18 protein-coding genes and 1 riboswitch are annotated in these 17,961 nt (G+C 74.8%); of the genes, 9 read left to right on the top strand and 9 right to left on the bottom strand.

Annotation, left to right across the window (positions count from 1 at the left end):
* Window positions 1–76: 76 nt before the first annotated feature.
* Window positions 77–139, bottom strand: coding sequence for a trp operon leader peptide (locus P3H78_RS33650; protein ID WP_498073040.1), 63 nt, complete (start codon window positions 137–139; stop codon window positions 77–79).
* Window positions 140–300: 161 nt separating this feature from the next.
* Between P3H78_RS33650 and P3H78_RS00505 the strand changes: the two genes are divergently transcribed.
* From P3H78_RS00505 to P3H78_RS00495, 3 genes are all read left to right on the top strand, one after another.
* Entirely contained in the window at window positions 301–1,530 is a 1,230-nt protein-coding gene (locus P3H78_RS00505) for a glycoside hydrolase domain-containing protein (protein WP_276106685.1), read from the top strand.
* Between the two features lie 129 nt (window positions 1,531–1,659).
* On the top strand, window positions 1,660–3,012 hold the full coding sequence (locus P3H78_RS00500) for a class II 3-deoxy-7-phosphoheptulonate synthase (RefSeq protein ID WP_276106684.1): 1,353 nt from the start codon (window positions 1,660–1,662) through the stop codon (window positions 3,010–3,012).
* Between the two features lie 170 nt (window positions 3,013–3,182).
* The gene (locus tag P3H78_RS00495) at window positions 3,183–3,455 is read left to right on the top strand and encodes a (2Fe-2S)-binding protein (protein ID WP_276106683.1); all 273 of its coding nucleotides are present in this window, start codon (window positions 3,183–3,185) and stop codon (window positions 3,453–3,455) included.
* Window positions 3,456–3,471: 16 nt separating this feature from the next.
* Here the strand turns inward: P3H78_RS00495 and bfr are convergent, their stop codons facing one another.
* The gene (gene bfr / locus P3H78_RS00490) at window positions 3,472–3,981 is read right to left on the bottom strand and encodes a bacterioferritin (protein ID WP_276106682.1); all 510 of its coding nucleotides are present in this window, start codon (window positions 3,979–3,981) and stop codon (window positions 3,472–3,474) included.
* 154 nt (window positions 3,982–4,135) lie between these two features.
* On the opposite strand from bfr, the gene P3H78_RS00485 reads away from it, so the two are divergent.
* Window positions 4,136–4,780 carry a sulfite oxidase-like oxidoreductase gene (locus P3H78_RS00485; protein ID WP_276106681.1) on the top strand — a complete coding sequence of 215 codons (645 nt, stop codon included), beginning with the start codon at window positions 4,136–4,138 and terminating at the stop codon, window positions 4,778–4,780.
* A gap of 30 nt (window positions 4,781–4,810) precedes the next feature.
* On the opposite strand, the gene P3H78_RS00480 is transcribed toward P3H78_RS00485, so the two are convergent.
* From P3H78_RS00480 to thiO, 5 genes are all read right to left on the bottom strand, one after another.
* Window positions 4,811–5,701, bottom strand: a complete 891-nt coding sequence (locus P3H78_RS00480) for a deoxyribonuclease IV (protein WP_276106680.1) — start codon at window positions 5,699–5,701, stop codon at window positions 4,811–4,813.
* Window positions 5,702–5,800: 99 nt separating this feature from the next.
* On the bottom strand, window positions 5,801–7,735 hold the full coding sequence (pknB, locus tag P3H78_RS00475; RefSeq protein ID WP_276106679.1) for a Stk1 family PASTA domain-containing Ser/Thr kinase: 1,935 nt from the start codon (window positions 7,733–7,735) through the stop codon (window positions 5,801–5,803).
* A 304-nt stretch (window positions 7,736–8,039) separates the two neighbouring features.
* Entirely contained in the window at window positions 8,040–8,834 is a 795-nt protein-coding gene (locus P3H78_RS00470) for a thiazole synthase (protein ID WP_276106678.1), read from the bottom strand.
* A 3-nt stretch (window positions 8,835–8,837) separates the two neighbouring features.
* Window positions 8,838–9,038, bottom strand: a complete 201-nt coding sequence (gene thiS, locus P3H78_RS00465; RefSeq protein ID WP_276106676.1) for a sulfur carrier protein ThiS — start codon at window positions 9,036–9,038, stop codon at window positions 8,838–8,840.
* A complete protein-coding gene (gene thiO, locus P3H78_RS00460) occupies window positions 9,035–10,201 on the bottom strand; it encodes a glycine oxidase ThiO (protein ID WP_276106675.1) in 1,167 nt (388 codons plus the stop codon). Before thiO ends, thiS begins: the two co-directional genes overlap by 4 nt.
* Window positions 10,199–10,310, bottom strand: a riboswitch (TPP riboswitch). It overlaps the preceding gene by 3 nt.
* Before the next feature lie 217 nt (window positions 10,311–10,527).
* On the opposite strand from thiO, the gene P3H78_RS00455 reads away from it, so the two are divergent.
* The 5 genes from P3H78_RS00455 to P3H78_RS00435 all read left to right on the top strand — a co-directional run bounded on the left by P3H78_RS00455 (window position 10,528) and on the right by P3H78_RS00435 (window position 15,358).
* The gene (locus tag P3H78_RS00455) at window positions 10,528–11,781 is read left to right on the top strand and encodes an NAD(P)/FAD-dependent oxidoreductase (protein WP_276106674.1); all 1,254 of its coding nucleotides are present in this window, start codon (window positions 10,528–10,530) and stop codon (window positions 11,779–11,781) included.
* A 269-nt stretch (window positions 11,782–12,050) separates the two neighbouring features.
* A complete protein-coding gene (locus tag P3H78_RS00450) occupies window positions 12,051–12,416 on the top strand; it encodes an Rv2175c family DNA-binding protein (protein ID WP_276106673.1) in 366 nt (121 codons plus the stop codon).
* A gap of 113 nt (window positions 12,417–12,529) precedes the next feature.
* Window positions 12,530–13,189, top strand: a complete 660-nt coding sequence (gene thiE, locus P3H78_RS00445) for a thiamine phosphate synthase (protein WP_276106672.1) — start codon at window positions 12,530–12,532, stop codon at window positions 13,187–13,189.
* Window positions 13,190–13,389: 200 nt separating this feature from the next.
* Window positions 13,390–14,313, top strand: a complete 924-nt coding sequence (metF, locus tag P3H78_RS00440; protein ID WP_276106671.1) for a methylenetetrahydrofolate reductase [NAD(P)H] — start codon at window positions 13,390–13,392, stop codon at window positions 14,311–14,313.
* A gap of 55 nt (window positions 14,314–14,368) precedes the next feature.
* Complete coding sequence (locus P3H78_RS00435; RefSeq protein ID WP_276106670.1) at window positions 14,369–15,358, top strand: SCO2102 family sporulation regulator; 990 nt, start codon at window positions 14,369–14,371, stop codon at window positions 15,356–15,358.
* A 64-nt stretch (window positions 15,359–15,422) separates the two neighbouring features.
* On the opposite strand, the gene P3H78_RS00430 is transcribed toward P3H78_RS00435, so the two are convergent.
* Window positions 15,423–16,940, bottom strand: a complete 1,518-nt coding sequence (locus P3H78_RS00430) for a phytoene desaturase family protein (protein ID WP_276106669.1) — start codon at window positions 16,938–16,940, stop codon at window positions 15,423–15,425.
* A gap of 390 nt (window positions 16,941–17,330) precedes the next feature.
* Window positions 17,331–17,960 carry a TetR/AcrR family transcriptional regulator gene (locus P3H78_RS00425; protein WP_276106668.1) on the bottom strand — a complete coding sequence of 210 codons (630 nt, stop codon included), beginning with the start codon at window positions 17,958–17,960 and terminating at the stop codon, window positions 17,331–17,333.
* Between the last annotated feature and the right edge of the window lies 1 nt (window position 17,961).

The raw sequence follows: 17,961 nt of genomic DNA, 5'->3' as shown, positions 1-17,961 counted from the left end.
GGGGAGGAACGGCCGGCCGCACGAACGCCGAAGGCCGCCCCTCGGGCGGCCTTCGCGAAGTGTGGGATACGCGCAGTCAGCGGGCCGCCGGAGAAGCGGTCCACCACCAGTTCTGGATACGGGTCGGGTGCGCGATCATGCCCGCACCCTATCCCACGACCCACCCCGGCCGGCCCTCGCCCGGACGCACCACAGTCGGTTTCCGGCGCCCGGCCCGGGTGGAAGGAGGGCGACCGTCACCCGCGCCGACCCGCGCCCCCGGCATCCCGCAGCGCGCCGCGCCCGACCGAGGAGTACCCCATGCCCGCACCGCGCCCGACACGGGCCGCCGCCCGCACCTCCCGCCGCGCCCTCTCCGCCCTCACCGCGCTGGCCGCGTGCGCGGCCCTCGGCACGGGCGTGTCCGGCAGTGCCCGCGCCGCGTCCGGCGGCACGAAGACCGTCGAGTACCGCGGCCACACCTTCACCGTCCCCGCCGACTGGCAGGTCGTGGACCTCGACGAGAACCCGTCCGCCTGTGTCCGCTTCGACCGGCACGCCGTCTACCTGGGCACCCCCGGCGACCAGCAGGACTGCCCGGCCCGGATCGTGGGCCGCACCGAGTCCCTGTGGGCGCAGCCGGCCGCCACCGGCACGAAGAGCTCGGTGACCGAGAACCGGGCCGCCCGCGTCTACCGCGCGACCGGCGACGGCATCGCCGTCACGGCCCCCTACGGCGACGACCGCGAGGCCGTCCGCCAGGTGCTGAGCAGCGCCGGCCTGCCGGTCGCCGCCGCCCGCACCGAGCAGCCGGCCGCGACGCCGGCCTCGCTCACCCTCCCCGCCGTGGCGACCACCCACCGGGGCCGCGGTTTCGACGCCTGCACCGCCCCGGGCCAGGCGTCCATGGGCGCCTGGAAGTCCGGCTCCCCCTACGGTGCCGTCGGCATCTACATCGGGGGCGTCAACCGGGCCTGCGCGCAGGCGAGGCTCACCGCGCAGTGGGTGCTGACGCAGTTCGCGGCCGGCTGGCGCTTCTTCCCGCTCTACGTCGGCCCGCAGCCGTCGTCCGGAGCGGGCAGCTGCTCGGACGGCTGCGCCGCCATCACCGACCCGGCGCCGCAGGGCAGGGACGCCGCCGAGGACGCGGCCGCCCAGGCCGCCGCGCTGGGCCTGGGCAAGGGCACGGTGATCTACAACGACCTGGAGCAGTACACCCCCGGCGCCTCCGTCACCGCCCGGGTGCTCGGCTACCTGGGCGCCTGGACCGCGCGCCTGCACGAGCTGGGCTACCGCTCCGGCGCGTACGGCAGCGCCTCCTCGCTGGTCTCGGACCTGGTGGCGAACGCGAGGACGGCCACGCTGCCCGACGTCATCCACTTCGCGCGCTGGAACGACGACGACAGCACCGAGGACGCGGTCCTCCCGGCCGCCCTGTGGCGCGCCCACCAGCGCGTCCACCAGTACGCCGGGAACCGCACCGAGTCCTACGGCGGAGCGACGATCAACATCGACCGGGACCAGCTGGACGTGGGGACCGGCACCTCCTGACCCCGGACCGGGGCACCGGGGTACCGGCGCGACCGGATCCGGAATTCCCCCGTCCGCCATCGAGTACGGTCTGTCTCATTTGATGGGCGGATGAGGGGGACGGTCCGGCGACCACGTAAGGTTTACGAGGTGACCGTGAACGCTAAGCCCAGCGCGAGCGCTGGCAACACCTGGCGAAACCTGCCCGCGGCGCAGCAGCCCGAGTACCCCGACACCGAGGCTCTGCGCGCAGTGATCGCGGACCTCGAGTCGTATCCGCCGCTCGTCTTCGCGGGCGAGTGCGACCAGCTGCGCGCCCGGATGGCGGCCGTCGCCAGGGGAGAGGCGTTCCTCCTCCAGGGCGGCGACTGCGCCGAGGCCTTCGACGCGGTGTCCGCCGACCAGATCCGCAACAAGCTCAAGACCCTGCTCCAGATGGGCGCCGTGCTGACGTACGCCGCCTCGGTGCCGGTCGTGAAGGTCGGCCGCATCGCCGGCCAGTACTCCAAGCCGCGCTCCAAGCCCACCGAGACCCGCGACGGCGTGACCCTGCCGACCTACCGCGGCGACTCGGTCAACGGCTTCGACTTCACCGAGGAGTCGCGGGTCCCGGACCCCGAGCGCCTGAAGCGGATGTACCACGCCTCCGCCTCGACGCTGAACCTGGTGCGGGCCTTCACCACCGGCGGCTACGCCGACCTGCGCCAGGTGCACGCCTGGAACCAGGACTTCGTGAAGTCCTCCCCGTCGGGCCAGCGCTACGAGCAGCTCGCCCGCGAGATCGACAACGCGCTGAACTTCATGCGGGCCTGCGGCACCGACCCGGAGGAGTTCAAGACCGTCGAGTTCTTCTCCTCCCACGAGGCGCTGCTGCTCGACTACGAGTCCGCGCTCACCCGCGTCGACTCGCGCACCGGGCAGCTGTACGACGTCTCCGGGCACATGGTGTGGATCGGCGAGCGCACCCGGCAGCTGGACGGCGCGCACATCGAGTTCGCCTCGAGGATCCGCAACCCGATCGGCATCAAGCTGGGCCCGACGACGACGCCGGAGGAGGCGCTCACCTACGTCGAGCGCCTGGACCCGGAGCGCGAGCCGGGCCGGCTGACCTTCATCGTCCGCATGGGCGCCGACAAGATCCGCGACCGGCTCCCGGAGCTGGTGGAGAAGGTCACGGCGTCCGGTGCGGCGGTGGCCTGGGTGACCGACCCGATGCACGGCAACACCTTCGAGGCGGCCTCCGGGCACAAGACCCGCCGCTTCGACGACGTGCTCGACGAGGTCAAGGGCTTCTTCGAGGTGCACAAGGCGCTCGGCACCCACCCCGGCGGCATCCACGTGGAGCTGACCGGCGACGACGTCACCGAGTGCGTGGGCGGCGGCGACGAGATCTTCGTCGACGACCTGCACCAGCGCTACGAGACGGCCTGCGACCCGCGGCTGAACCGCAGCCAGTCGCTGGACCTGGCCTTCCTCGTCGCCGAGATGTACCGCGACCAGTGAGCCGCCCGTCCGGCGCGGACAGCTGAAAAGGGGCGCGGATCACACAGGGTCCGCGCCCCCGCCCCTGTCGCGGTCCGGGCAAGCCGGGTAAGGTTAGGTTTGCCTCACCGGATCGGACCACCCGGTCCCCGGTACGGCACCCACCACGACCCCGGCGGGAGGTGAGCCGCGTGTACGTCTGCAGTTGCTTCGGGATCACCGAGCAGCAGGTGCAGCAGCACGCCGAGCGCGGTGCGTGCACCCCTCGCCAGATCGCCTCCGCCTGCAAGGCCGGCACGGACTGCGGCGGCTGCGTGCGCCGCATCCAGGCGCTGCTCGGGCGGGGCGCCATCCCGCCCCGGGAACAGGACGGCCGGAGCGCTCCGGCGGCCGCCCCGGCCCTCTCGTCGTTCGGCCGGCCGGCCTCCGCGGCGGGGAAGGTCCCTCTGGGCGACGCCGCCTGAGGCGCGCTCGGGCCGGCTACATCGAGCCGGTGCCGGGTCCCGAGGCGTCCGGCTGGCTCTGCTCGATCACCGTGGCCAGGTAGAGCGCCTCGCCCAGCTTGTCGAGCAGTTCGAGCTGGGTGTCCAGGTAGTCGATGTGGTGCTCCTCGTCGGCGAGGATCGCCTCGAAGATGTTGGCGGACGTGACGTCCCCCTTGGCGCGCATCACCTCGACCCCGCGGCGCAGCCGGTCGATCGCCTCGACCTCGATCTGCCGGTCCGCCCGGAACATCTCGACCGGCGTCTGCCCGACCTGGACGTGGAAGAGCCGCTGGTAGTTGGGCAGGCCGTCGAGGAGCAGGATGCGGTCCGTCAGGATCTCCGCGTGCCGCATCTCGTCGAAGGACTCGGCGCGGGTGTAGGCGGCGAGCTTCGTCCACCCCTTGTGGTCCTGCAGCTTCGCGTGCAGGAAGTACTGGTTGATCGCGGTGAGCTCGGCGGTGAGCTGCTCGTTGAGCAGTTCGATGACCTCGGGGTCGCCCTGCATCGAAGGGGCTCCTTCCGGACGGATCTGGACAGACTGGCCCGCATGATCGCACCGGCATCAAGGGCCGTCCAGTAAGTACACACTTAGTACGAGTTGCCCGGAATCGATTCGAGGCGGGTCGGGTGCACCCCCTTCGGTCTGTCAGGATGGAGCCATGGGTCGACCGGTGGAGCGCGGATCAGGGGACGCGTCTGGATCAGCGGCGCAGCCGGAGCTCCCGCCGGGCCAGCGACTGCAGCGCGGATGGCCGGTCACCCACTACGGGCCGGTGCCCAAGTTCCGCCCCGAGCGCTGGGAGTTCCGGGTCTTCGGCGCCACCGCCGACGGCGGGAAGCACTGCTGGACGCACGAGGAGTTCACGTCCCAGCCGTACACCACCGTGCTGGCGGACCTGCACTGCGTCACGAAGTACAGCATGCTCGGGGCCGAGTGGGGTGGCATCCCCGCCCGCGCGATCCTCGAGATCGCACCGCCCGCCCCCCAGGTCACCCATGTGATGGTGTGGGCGGAGTACGGGTTCAGCTCCAATCTGCGGCTGGCGGACTTCGCCTCCGAGCGCACCCTGTTCGCCACCCACAAGGACGGCGAACTGCTCACCGCGGAACACGGCTTCCCGCTCCGCCTCGTGGTGCCCCACCTGTACGCCTGGAAGGGCCCGAAGTGGGTCCGGGGCGTGGAGTACATGACCGCCGACCGCCGCGGCTTCTGGGAGGAGCGCGGCTACCACAACGTCGGCGACCCCTGGAAGGAGCAGCGCTACTCCTACCAGGAGGAGCCGGGCGACGGCCCCGAGCTGTGACCGGCGCGCGCCCCGGGCGGGCGCGGGCGCTCAGCCGTCCCTGAGCCGCTTCAGCCGCGCCACGTCCGCCGCGTGCCCCTCGCGGCCCCCGGGCGTCTCGATGACCAGCGGCACGCCCTCGGTGGCGGGATGCGTCATCAGGGCGCGGAAGGGGTCCTCGCCGATGTGGCCGGCCCCGATGTTCTCGTGCCGGTCCTTGTGCGCGCCGGCGACGTCCTTGGAGTCGTTGGCGTGGATCAGCTTCAGCCGGCCCGGGCCGACCGTATCCACCAGCAGGTCCAGGGTGCTGTGCATCCCGTCCGGGCCCGTCAGGTCGTGGCCGGCCGCGAAGATGTGGCAGGTGTCCAGGCAGACCCCCAGCATCGGGTGGGCGTCCAGCGCCTCGAAGTAGGGCCCGAAGTCCCAGGTGCGCGAGCACAGCGAGGAGCCCTGGCCCGCGGTCGACTCCAGCAGCAGGTACGGGTCGTCGTCGTGGGTCAGCTCGTCGAGCAGCGGCAGCAGGTGCTCCCGCACCTGCTTCAGCGCCACCGACCGGTGCCGCCCGCCGGTCGCGCTGCCGGTGTGCACGACCACGCCCCGGGCGCCGATCTCCCGGCCGCGCCGCAGCGAGTGCCGCAGCGACTCCACCGACCGCTCCACGGTCGCCTCGGTGTGCGAACCGAAGTTGATCAGATACGGGGCGTGCACGTACGCCGGGAGGGACTCCTCCGCACACGCGGCGCGAAATGCCTCGTCCTGCCGCGGGTTCCCCGCCGGGGTGGCCCAGCCGCGCGGATTGGCGACGAAGACCTGCACGGTCTCGGCCTCCAGCTCACGGGCGTAGGACAGGCCCACCGTGTGGAGTCCGCCCGCGACGGGGACGTGTCCGCCGACCGGGTTGCGGAGGGGGCCGGGGGCGGTGCGGGAGGGCTGGCTGCTCACCTGCCCAGGGTGTCATGCGCGCGGCCGGATCCGGTCATCGGATCCGGCCGCGGGACCGGCCCGCGCGCGGGTCGCGGACGACTCCGGCCCGCCCGCGGCTCAGCGGATGGTGATCGTGATCGTCGAGCCCTTCGGTGCCCGCTGCCCGCCCTCGACCGACTGGCGCTTGACGGTGTCGCCGAACAGCCCGAGGAAGCCCCGGTCCTCCTCGACCTTGAAGCCGGCGTCCTGGAGGGCCTTCTTCGCGTCGTCGACGCTGTCCCCGGTGACGTCCGGGACCTGGACCGTCTCGGGGCCCTTGGACAGGGTCAGGGTGACGGTGTCGCCCGTCGCGGCCGGGGCGGCGCCGGCCGGTGTCTGCCGGGCCACCTGCCCGCGGTCGAACTCGGAGGTGACCTGCCCGGGGGCGACGCGCACCTTCAGGCCCGCGTCCGTCAGGTCGGAGCGCGCCTCGTCCAGGCTCTCCCCGGTGACGTCGGGCACGTCGACCGGGGCGCCCTTGCTGACGGTGAGCGCGATGGCGGAACCGGCCCGCCGGTCGGTGCCCGCCGCCGGGTCGGTGCCGATCACCGAGCCGCGCTGGACGCTGTCGCTGAACCGGCGGGTGACCATCCCCGGCTCCAGCCCCTGCTTGCGCAGGCGGGCCCGTGCCGCCTCCAGCCGCTCGCCCCGCACGTCGGGCACCCGCACGGTCTCGGGCCCGTCGGACACGGTCAGCGTCACGGCGTCGTTGCTGCGGATGCGGGCGCCGGGGGTCGGGTCGGTGCTGATGACGGTGCCGCGCGCGACGGTGTCGCTGTAGGCGTGCCGGACCTGACGGACGTCCAGGCCGGCCGCCGACAGGCGCTGCCTGGCCTGCGCCTCGGACTTCGCCAGCAGCGGCGGCACCTTGGTGAACTGGCCGGAGTTGATGTACCAGACGCCCGCGCCGGTCCCGAGGACCAGCAGCACGGCGGCGATCACCGTGACCAGGGCGCGCCGGGGCCGGCGCCGCGGGGCCGGGGCGTCCGCCGAGGTGACCCCGGCGGACTCCAGCCTGCTGGTGCGGTGCAGGGCGGCCTGCGGGTCGTCGCCGTCGACCGGCAGCGGGCGCGGCACGGTCAGTGAGCGGGGTATCACGCTGGTGCGGTCCCCGGCGTTGCTGTGCTCGGCGGAGAGGGCCTGCGGCGGCACCCGGTCCAGCTGCTCCGCGCCGAGAGCCGCCCGGGCGCCGCGCAGCAGCGCGAGCAGCGCGACGGCGTCCTGCGGGCGGGCGCCGGGTGTGCGCGCGGCGGCCGCCGCGACCAGCTCGTCCAGCGCGGCGGGCAGGCCCGGCACGGCGGCCGACGGAGCCGGCACGTCCTCGTGCAGGTGCTGGTAGAGGACCTGCGCGGGGCTCTCGCCCCGGTGCGGCTTGCCGCCGGTGAGCATCTCGTAGAGGACGACCCCGCACGCGTACACGTCGACCCGGGGGTCGGCGGTGCCGCTCTCGATCTGCTCCGGCGCGAGGTAGGAGACGGTGCCGAGGATGCTGCCGGTGGTGCTCGTGACCGTGTCCACGGAGCGCACCAGGCCGAAGTCGGCGACCTTGACCCGGCCGTCGTCGCCTATCAGCACGTTCTCCGGCTTCATGTCGCGGTGCACGAAGCCGGCCCGGTGGGCGGCGCCGAGTGCGGCGAGGACCGGCTCCAGGATGTCCAGAGCGGCGCGCGGCGCCAGCGCCCCGCGCTCGCGCAGCACGTCGCGCAGGGTGCATCCGGCGACGTACTCCATGGCCAGGTACACGTACGACCCGTCGGTGCCCTGGTCGAACACCTGCACGACATTCGGGTGGGCCAGCCGGGCGACCGACTTGGCCTCCCGGATGAAGCGCTCGACGAAGGATCCGTCGGCGGCGAGCGACGGGTGCATCACCTTCAGCGCGAGGACGCGGTCCAGGCGGGTGTCCAGGGCCCGGTAGACCGTGGCCATCCCACCGACCGCGATCCGCGCGTCGACGCGGTATCGGCCGTCGAGCACCTGCCCGACCAACGGGTCCTGAAGGGTCGTATCCACGCAGGTGAGTCTACGAGCCGACACCGACACCCCGCGGCCCGCGGCGGGGACCGGGGCGGTACTGCAGCGGACCTGTGACGCTTCCCACGCGCCCACGACCGCCCCGCACGGGCCCGCCAGGGGGGACGAACCCCTGCTCGGGCCGCGGGCGGACCGGGCGCGCGGCCCGGGACCGTGATCCGCCCCACGCCGGGCCCGCACCGGGTGCGCGGCCGTCGGCGGGCGCCCCCGGAGGCGGGTGGGAGCGCGTCGGCCGCCGCCAGAACGCGGGCCGCCAGAACGCGGGCCACCAGAACGCGGGCCGCTAGAACGCGGGCCGCTCCGGGTCCAGGCGGGCCGTGCCCGCCGTGGGGGACGACGCCTCCGCGTGGAACCGGCGCGGGATCCGCCCCGCCAGCCGGGCCAGCCGTCCCGCCTCCACCGCGTGCCGCATCGCCTCCGCCATCCGCGCCGGCTCCTGCGCGCGCGTCACCGCCGAGGCCAGCATCACCCCGTCGCAGCCCAGCTCCATGGCGAGCGCCACGTCCGAGGCGGTGCCGGCGCCCGCGTCCAGGATCACCGGCACGCGCGCGTGCTCCACGATCAGCTGGAAGTTGTGCGGGTTGCGGATGCCGAGCCCCGACCCGATCGGCGAGCCCAGCGGCATGATCGCGGCGCAGCCCACGTCCTCCAGCCGGCGGGCGAGCACCGGGTCGTCGTTGGTGTACGGCAGCACCGTGAAGCCGTCGTCGACCAGCGTCTCCGCGGCCTCCAGCAGCTCGATCGGGTCCGGCAGCAGCGTCCGCTCGTCGGCGATGACCTCCAGCTTGACCAGGTCGGTGCCCAGCGCCTCCCGCGCCAGCCGCGCCGTCAGCACCGCCTCCCCGGCGGTGAAGCAGCCCGCGGTGTTCGGCAGCACCCGGATGCCCAGCTCCTCCAGCACGGACAGCACCGAGCCGTGCACGGAGGGGTCCACCCGCCGCATCGCGACCGTGGTCAGCTCCGTTCCCGAGGCGGTGAGCGCCCGCCGCAGCACCTCCAGGCTGGGGGCGCCGCCCGTGCCCATGATCAGCCGGGACGCGTAGGGCGTGCCGCCGAGGACGAAGGGGTCGTCGGCCATGGGTCAGCCTCCCTGGACTGCGGTCAGCACCTCGACCCGGTCGCCCTCGGACAGGGCGGTGGCGGACCAGCGGGTGCGCGGGACGACGGTCTCGTTCAGGGCCGCGGCCACCCCGGAGGGCGCGGACGTCAGCAGCCGCACCACCGTGTCGAGGGGGGTGCCGGGAGCGACCTCCCGGAACTCCCCGTTCAGTGAGATGTTCATACGGGCTGCTCCTCGCGGGCGGCGGCGCCGAAGCGCCGCGGGGTGAAGGGACGGGCCTCCTCGGGCAGCTCCCCGGTGGTCAGGACGTGGGCCATCGCGTCCCCGGTGACCGGGGTGAGCAGCACGCCGTTGCGGTAGTGCCCGGTGGCCAGCAGCAGCCCGTCCAGCGCGGTCGGGCCGAGCAGCGGCGCGTTGTCGGGGGAGCCGGGGCGCAGCCCGGCCCGGGTCTCGGTGAGCGGCAGTTCGGTGATCCCGGGCACCAGTTCGTGCGCGTCCCGGAGCAGCGCGTACATCCCGCCCGCGGTCACCGCGGTGTCGAAGCCCAATTCCTCCGTGGTCGCCCCGACGACCAGCTCGCCGTTGCGCCGCGGCACCAGGTAGACGTGGCTGCCGCGGACCACGGCCCGCACGGTCCGGCTCAGGAAGGGCGCGTACCGCTTCGGCACGGTCAGCCGCAGCACCTGCCCCTTCACCGGGCGCACCGGCGGCAGCACAGCGTCGGGGACGCCGGCGAGACGGCCGCTGAGGCTGCCCGCCGCCAGCACCACGCGGTCCGCGGACAGTGCGGTGCCGTCGGCCAGCACGCAGCCCGCGGCCCGGTCCCGGACCACGGTCAGCCGCTCGGCCCACGACCGGTGCAGGACCACCCCGGTCCGCTCGCACGCGGCCACCAGCGCGGCCGCCAGCCGCCGCGGATCGACCTGGTGGTCGCCGTCCACGCGCAGGCCCCCGCGCACGCCCGGCGCGAGCAGCGGCTCCAGCCGACGGCACTCCCGCCCCGTCAGCCACTCGGACTCCAGCCCCGACCGGCGCTGCAGCGCGTGCAGTTCGCGCAGATGGGCCCGGTCGTCGGCGTCCAGGGCCACGGCGAGCGTGCCGCACCGGCGGTAGCCGGGGTCGTGCCCGGTCAGCTCGGTCAGCTCGGCCGCGAAGTCCGGATAGCGGCGGGCCGAGGCCAGGTTCAGGGCGAGCAGGGTCTCCTCGCCGTAGTGCAGCTCCGTGACCGCGGCGAGCATGCCCGCCGCCACCTGTGCGGCGCCGCCGCCCGGCTCCGGGTCCACCACGGCGGTGGCGAGCCCGCGTTGCGCAGCGCGCCAGGCCGTCACCAGCCCGATGATCCCGCCCCCGACGACGAGGACGTCTGACGTACGGGAAGACGACATGGGCGTCCAGCCCCTCCCTTCGCCGGCATGACCCGGATCAGGTTCGTACGGTCGGAGGCCGCCAGCCTCCCTCTCAGCCCGGTGCGTCCGGGCTCCCGCGAGTGCGTGTACGGGGGCCACCCTAGCCCTTGGGCCTGTGCCGCAGTAAGGGAGCCTCGCGCCGTGCCACGCCCGCCGGACGCGCCCGCGCGGGCTCCGGAGAGGGCCGGGCGAGGGCCGGAAGCGGGCGGGGAGGGGGCCGGGAGGGGCTCGCGGACCGGCGGTGTGCAGCAGGTCACGGCGCACACCCCCTGACTGACGGTTCGTCAGGTGTCTATGGTGGTCGGGTGAGCGAGCAGACGCAGGAAAACGGCACGGCGCAGCCGCGGCGCGTGGTCGTCGCCGGAGCGGGCATGGCCGGCGTGCAGACCGCGGTCGCCCTGCGCGAGCAGGGCTTCACCGGCACCGTCACCCTGATCGGCGCCGAACCCCATCAGCCCTACGACCGGCCCCCGCTGTCCAAGGCCGTGCTGCTCGGCAAGGCCGAGGACTCCGCCTTCGACGTCGACTTCGAGGCCCTCGGCATCGAACTGCAGCTGGGCCGCGAGGCGCTGGGTGTGCGCCTGGACGCGCACGTCCTCGACACCTCCGCCGGCCCGGTGCCCTACGACGTCCTGGTGCTGGCCACCGGCGCGGAGCCGCTGCGGCTGCCGGGCGCCGAGGGCGTGCCCGGCGTCCACCTGCTGCGCACCCTGGACGACGCCGAGCGGCTGCGGCCGGTGCTCGCCCGCCAGCACGACATCGTGGTCGTCGGCGCCGGCTGGATCGGCGCCGAGTTCGCCACGGCCGCCCGTGAGGCGGGCTGCACGGTCACCGTCGTGGAGGCCGCGGACCGCCCGCTCGCCGGGGCCCTGCCCGCCGGCGTGGCCGCCCCGATGGCCGGCTGGTACGCGGACGCGGGCGCCGAGCTGAGGACGCACGCGCGTGTGGACCGCGTCGAGCCCGGCGCGGTCGTGCTCGACGACGGCACCCGGCTGCCCGCGGACGCCGTCGTCGTCGGCATCGGCGCCCGCCCGGCCACGTCCTGGCTGACCGCCTCCGGCCTCGCGCTCGGCGACCAGGGCGAGGTCCTGGCCGACGACCACCTGCGCACCTCGGCCGCGGACGTCTACGCGGTCGGCGACTGCGCCTCCTTCCCGTCCGCGCGCTACGGACGGCGTCTGCTCGTCCACCACTGGGACAACGCGCTCCAGGGCCCGCGCACCGTCGCGGCGAACGTGGTCGGGGAGACCTCCGCGGTCTACGACCCGGTCCCGTACTTCTGGTCCGAGCAGTTCGGCCGCTTCGTCCAGTACGCGGGCGACCACGAGGGCGCCGACACCGCCGTCCGGCGCGGCGACCCCGACGGGCCCGCCTGGTCGGTGTGCTGGCTGCGCGAGGGGCGCCTGGTCGCCCTGCTGGCCGTGGGCCGGCCCCGCGACCTCGCGCAGGGCCGCCGCCTGATCGAGGCGGGCACACCGATGGACGCCGCGCTGCTCGCCGACCCGGCCCGTCCGCTGAAGGCGGCCACGGCGCCGGGGGACGCGCCGGCGTCGGCGTAGCCCCGACCGCCCGAGACCGCCCGCGGCCCGCGACCGGACCGGACCAGCCCGGCCCTGGCGGCGGGCCCGGACCCGGAGCCCCACCGGCCTCGATCCGGGAGCCCGTGACCGGCCCGGATCCGGTCCGGCGACCGGCCCGGACCCGCGGCCCGGGGCGGGCGACCGGGGGACCGGGGCGGGCGGCCCGGCGCTCGGGCGGACGTGGCGAGTCCGCCTCGCGGGAGGGGTCTGACTTCCGACTGTCGGTCCCAGATGGCACGCTTGATCCCGTGACCGAGATTGACGCAAAGATCGATGCTCTCGTCCCCGCCTGGCTCACCCTCCCCGACATCGCCGAACAGCTCGGCGTCGAGGTGACGCGTGTGCGGCAGCTGGTCAAGGACGGCCAGCTCATCGCCGTGCGCCGTGGTGAGAACCGCGCGCTGCACGTCCCCGCCGCCTTCATCGACGGGGACAAGGTGGTCAAGGGCCTGTCCGGGACCCTGACCCTCCTGCGGGACGACGGCTTCACGGTGGAAGACATGCTGGAGTGGCTCTTCACCCCCGACCCGACCCTGCCCGGCACCCCTGCGCAGGCGCTGAGCGAGAATCGCGGCACGGAGGTGAAGCGCCGCGCCCAGGCGCTCGCCGTCTGACCGGCGCCACCGACCGTCCGGCGTACGGGCCGTGACCCACCGGGCCGCGGCCACGGCGGAGCACGGCCCGTACGCCACCGACACACCGCAGCGACACCCGGGGGGACCCACCCATGCCCGACACCGCCTCCACCGCCCGCGGCCGGCTGGCCGGCGCCCTGCTCTACCTGTGCACGGACGCGCGCACCCGCCAGGGCGACCTCCCCGAGTTTCTGGACGCGGTCCTGGCGGCCGGGGTCGACATCGTGCAGCTGCGCGACAAGGGCATGGAGGCGGCCGAGGAGCTGCACCACCTGGAGGTCTTCGCCGACGCCTGCGCCCGCCACGGCAGGCTGCTCGCGGTCAACGACCGGGCCGACGTCGCCCACGCGGCCCGCGCCGACGTCCTCCACCTGGGACAGGGTGACCTCCCGGTGCCCGCGGCCCGCGCGATCGTCGGCCCCGACGTCCTGATCGGCCGCTCCACGCACGCCGAGGCCGAGGCCGGGGCCGCCGCCGTCCAGGACGGTGCCGACTACTTCTGCACGGGCCCCTGCTGGCCCACGCCCACCAAGCCCGGCCGCCACGCCCCCGGCCTGGACCTGGTCCGCCGCACCGCCGCCCTCGGCACCGACCGCCCCTGGTTCGCCATCGGCGGCATCGACCTGGGCAACCTCGACGAGGTACTGGACGCCGGAGCGCGCCGCGTGGTCGTCGTCCGGGCGATCACCGAGGCGGACGACCCGGGCGCGGCGGCGGCGGAGTTCGCCGCTCGCCTGCGCGCGGCGGCCTGAGACCGGTCCGGCACCGGCGCCCACCCGCGCGTTCCCCGGACTGCGGAGGGGGCGGACCGTCACGCGTCCGCCCCGCCCCACGGCGGACGGAAGCGGCCGATCCGGCCCCGGTTGTCCGAGGAGTGGACAAGAGGCCGACGATTCGGGCAAATTTCCCGGTTGCGGTTGGGGGTCCGGCGTCCCCTGGATAACCTGCGGGTATGGCCCTCGGAACCGCATCGACCCGGACGGACCGCGCCCGCACCGTGCGCGACATCCTCGCCGCAGGCAAGGCGACCTACTCGTTCGAGTTCTGGGCCCCGAAGACGGAGAAGGGCGAGCGCAACCTGTGGAACGCGCTCCGGAGGGTCGAGGCGGTCGCCCCCGACTTCGTCTCCGTGACGTACGGCGCCGGCGGATCCACCCGCGCGGGCACCGTGCGGGCCACCGAGCAGATCGCCGCCGACACCACGCTCACCCCGGTCGCCCACCTCACCGCGGTCAACCACTCCATCGCCGAACTGCGCAACATCATCGGCCAGTACGCCGACGCGGGGATCCGCAACATGCTGGCCGTGCGCGGCGACCCGCCCGGCGACCCCATGGCCGACTGGGTGCCGCACCCGCGGGGCCTGACCTTCGCGGCCGAACTGGTCCGGCTCATCAAGGAGTCGGGCGACTTCTGTGTGGGCGTGGCCGCCTTCCCCGAGATGCACCCGCGCTCCCGGGACTGGGACACCGACGTCGCGCACTTCGTCGACAAGTGCCGGGCCGGGGCGGACTACGCCATCACACAGATGTTCTTCCAGCCGGAGTCCTACCTGCGTCTGCGGGACCGGGTCGCCGCGGCCGGCTGCGAGACGCCGGTGATCCCGGAAGTCATGCCCGTCACCAGCGTCAGGATGCTGGAGCGGCTGCCCCAGCTCAGCAACGCCTCCCTGCCCGCGGCGCTGAAAGAGCGGATCCTCACAGCGAAAGACGATCCGGCGGCTGTACGCTCGATCGGGATCGAGTTCGCCACCGAGTTCTGCGCACGGCTGCTGGCCGAGGGAGTGCCGGGTCTGCACTTCATCACGCTCAACAACTCCACGGCGACCCTGGAAATCTACGAGAACCTGGGCCTGCACCATCCCCCGCGGGCCTAGACCGGCCGCACCGCGATGGGACACACTGCGAGCGGCCACTGGGAGAGGGGCGTACATGGGCTGGACGGTCCTCTACATCGCGTTCGGCATCGTCGCGCTGTGGCTGCTGGGTGAGGTGCTGCTGCAGTACAAGGCGCGGCTGCGCTGGCGGCTGCTGGCCTTCGGCGGCTTCCTCGGCGTCGTTCTCGGCGTGCTGATCCCGTCGGTCGTCGTCATCGGTCTGGGCGCGGCCGCGTTCGCGGTGGGCCAGACCTACGTCACGCTGTCCTTCCGCCGGGGCTTCGCCTCGGGCTGGGCGGTCAACCGGCCGGGCGCGGCGGGGGCCGGCAAGAGCCGCCGCGGCGAGGAGGACGACGCCGACTTCGAGGACGCCGGCCTCCCGGCCGCCGAAGGCCACGAGGACGACCACTTCCCGGGCCCCGACCGCCTCGCCCACACCGAGCCCGACGAGCACGACGCCGACGACGTCTTCAGCCCGGCCCGCCCTCCCGCGGCCGCGGAGACCACCGCGGTCTACGAGCCGCAGCCGATGCCCGACGACACCGGCTCCTACGGCATATACGGCGACTCCGCCCCCGGCCACCCGGCGGCGGGCACGGACTCGGCCTACGCCGCCGCGGGCCACCCCCACGACCAGTACGCCACCGCCCAGGGCGCCGATCAGGCCTACGCGTACGACTACTCCGGCTACGGCCAGCAGGGCTACGGCTACGACGCGACCGGCCAGCAGCAGTACGCCGCGTACTCCGACCCGTACATCGGCACCCCGACCTACGGCGGCGGCTCCTACGACACCGGGTACGGCGACCAGCAGGGCTACGGCCAGCAGGGGTACGGCCAGGACGGTTACGGCGACGGCGGGTACGGCGGACAGACCCCGACCGGCGGGGCGTGGGTCCCGCAGCAGCGCAGCGACGAGACCTACGGCGGCGACCTCCCGCCGGAGCAGCCCTACCCGTACCAGGGCGACGGCCAGGGGCAGGGGCACGGCACCGGGCAGAACCAACCGCACGGCCACGGGTTCGACGAGCAGTACCGCTTCTGAACCGTCTCCGCCCGGCCCGGGACCGGGCCGCGGAGCCGCCCGGACGGTGAGCGGCCCGGCGCGCTCACCGGGAGCCGCGGAACTCCGGGCCCTCCACGATCAGACCGGCGACCAGCGCCCCCGACATGCCGGCGTGCGGCAGTCCGCCGCCGGGGTGCGACCAGCCGCCCACGGTGTACAGGCCGGGCAGCCGGGTGGTGTTCCCCGGGTGCAGCAGCCGGCCTCCGGCCGCCGCGAACGCGGGCGCGGGCACGGCGCCGCCGTCCGCGCCGGTCGCCTCCGCCACGTCGGCCGGGGTGCGGACCTCGTGCCACAACAGCCGGTCGCGCAGTTGCGGGACGGCCCGTTCGGCGGCGGTGATCAGGCGGTCGGCGTGTGCGTCGAGGCCGGTGCCCCCGGGCCGCTCCCGGCCCGCGGGCGGCGCCGGCACGGTGGCCGTCACGGTGACCGCCTCGTGGCCCGGGTCCGGCACGAGAGCCGCGTCGTCCGGGCGCAGCACCGTCACCGTCGGGTCCGCGGGCAGCGCTCCGGCCGGCCCGAACAGCGCGTCCAGCTCGCCCTCGCGATCGGCCGTGTGCACCACGGTCCGGTGCGCCGTCCCCGCCGGACGCGCACCGCGCAGCGCCATCAGCACCGTCAGCCGGCTGGCCGACGCCGGCTGCGGGGCGACCCCGTCCGTGTCCCGCGGCGCGGTGCCCCGCGCGGCCCGGGCGAGCGCACCGGGCGCGATCCCCGCCACCACGACGTCCGCCTCCGCGGTCGTGCCGTCGGCGAACTCCACCCCGGCCGCCCGGCCGTCCGCCTCCAGGATCCCCACGGCCTCGGCGCCGAACACGAACTCCACCCGGCGTGCCGTGCACCGCTCGTACAGGGCCCGCGCCAGCTCGCGCAGGCCGCCGCGGACGTACCAGGTGCCGAAGGCGTACTCCATGTACGGCAGGACCGCGGTGCTCGCCGGGGCGGTGCGCGGGTCCAGGCCGTACGCGAGCGCGTGGCTCTCCAGCAGCGCGGCCAGCCGCGGGTCCCGGAGCTCCCAGGCGCCGATCTCGGCGAGCGTGGCGGCCCGGCGGGTGCGCAGCAGGCGCTTGTGCGGGACCGACGGATACGGCTCACGCTCGCCCAGCACCTGCCAGTCGGGCCACAGCGGCTCCTCCAGCAGCGGCCGCCGGGTCCGGTCCCAGGCCTCGCGGGCACGCACCAGGAAGTCGCCCCAGCGCTGCCCGGCACCGGCGCCGAGCGCCTCGTCCAGGGCCGCGACGGCTCCCGCGCGGGACGCGTTCGGCAGCACCGCCCCGGTGCCGTCCGCGAAGACGTGCCGGGAGGACGGGTCGACCTGGACGAGGTCGACGCACTCCTCCAGCGGTTCCCGGCCGGTCTTGACGAACAGGTCCCGGAAGACGGCGGGCAGCGGCAGCAGCCCCGGCCCGGTGTCGAAGGAGAAGCCGTCCCGCTCGACGCGGCCCACCGCCCCGCCGTACGTCCGTGTGCGCTCGTACACCGTCACCCGGTGGCCCGCCACGGCCAGCCGGGCGGCCGCCGCCATCGCGCCCGTCCCGGCGCCGATCACCGCAATCCGTGCCATGCCGGGGACTTTATCCGCCGTCGTACGCCGCACCCGCGCCGGGGCGGTGACCAGCGGGTTCGACGGTCGGACCGCGGCACGCGGCCCGTGGGTGGGACGGCTGCCCGGGGTCGGAGCACGGGGCTGAGTACGCGTACTCATTCGCCGGGATGAGTACCCGCGCGGATGGGGCCGGGGCCGCGCGGACGGAAGAGTGGAGCCACGGGACGGGGCACACGGCCGGAACCGCCGGCACGGGGCGGCGGAACGGCCGGGCCCTCGGCCGCTCCTTCCGCCGGCCCCCGTCGGCGGGAGCGGGACACGGGGGTGACCCGGGGGGACGACCGCACGGGGGAACACCGGCGCCCCTCCTCCTTGAGCCCGCGGACTCCGGCGCGGGTGCCCGCCCGGTCAGCGGGCGCCGCTCACCCGTCCCTGGAGCAGCCGGGACAGCGCCGCGTGCACGTCGTCCAGGGAGCGTTCCGGCTGGAAGGACTTCCAGTCCAGCGCGGCCACCAGCACCATCCCGACCAGGGCGGCGGCGGTCAGCTGGATGTCGATCTCGTCGCTGAACTCGCCGCCCTCCACGCCCTCCCGCAGCACGCCCTCGACGACCGCGACCGCCTCCTGGCGGACCACCATCAGCGTGGACTGCCAGGCCCGGTTGGTGCGCCACAGCTCGGCCACGTACAGCTGGGTGAAGGCCGGGTAGCGGTCGATGAAGACCAGCCCCGCGCGGACCATCGCGTCCAGGGCGTCCACCTTGTTCCCGCCCCGGAGCGCCGTCTCCTCGGCGGCCTCGCGCAGGGAGGCGGTGAGCAGTCCCACGCCGTGCCGCAGCAGCTCCTCGAAGAGGACCGACTTGCTCGCGAAGTTGTAGTAGACCGTGCCCTTGGCGACCCCCGCCCGCTCCGCGATCTCGTCCACCGTGGTGGCCGAGAAGCCCTGTTCGGCGATGAGCGTGACGGCTGCCTCGTAGAGCTTCTGCCGGGTGGCCTCGCGGCGGGTGCGGCCGCCCGGCGTGGCGCTGCTGCGTTCCATG

Source organism: Streptomyces tropicalis (assembly GCF_029269835.1).
GTDB lineage: Bacteria > Actinomycetota > Actinomycetes > Streptomycetales > Streptomycetaceae > Streptomyces > Streptomyces tropicalis.
Note: the sequence above shows the minus strand (reverse complement) of the source record. Positions and strands in the feature narration are given on the sequence as shown.